This is a genomic window from Neotamlana sargassicola (genome assembly GCF_020523965.1).
Classification (GTDB): Bacteria; Bacteroidota; Bacteroidia; order Flavobacteriales; family Flavobacteriaceae; genus Neotamlana; species Neotamlana sargassicola.
In genome coordinates this window covers 1-455 of sequence record NZ_JAJAPX010000022.1, presented here as the reverse complement: position 1 = coordinate 455, position 455 = coordinate 1, and the positions used below count along the sequence as shown (strand labels likewise).

Annotated in this window: 1 protein-coding gene; it reads left to right on the top strand. The window is 43.7% G+C overall.

All coding sequences use genetic code 11. The features are described 5' to 3' along the window. On the top strand, positions 1 to 455 hold a 455-nt coding region (locus LG651_RS15670; protein WP_226697047.1), incomplete at both ends, for an Ig-like domain-containing protein.

The window sequence follows — 455 nt, the reverse complement described above, 5'->3', positions numbered from 1 at the left end:
ATCACTATCACTAGTGGTGCAAGCAATGGTACAGCAACAGTAAACGATGGGGGCACACCAAACGATCCAACGGATGATACGATAGATTACACGCCAAATGCAGATTACAATGGTCCAGATCAAATCACGTATCAGATCTGTGATGCGGATGGCGATTGTGAAACGGCAGTGGTAGATATTACAGTAAACTCGGTAAATGATGTACCAACAACAGTAGACGATACGGCAAGTGTAAATGAAGACGATACAGTAAACATTGTAGTATTAGACGACGATAGTTTTGGTGGCGATGGAGCAAGCACAGGAACCATCACTATCACTAGTGGTGCAAGCAATGGTACAGCAACAGTAAACGATGGTGGCACACCAAACGATCCAACGGATGATACGATAGATTACACGCCAAATGCAGATTACAATGGTCCAGATCAAATCACGTATCAGATCTGTGATGC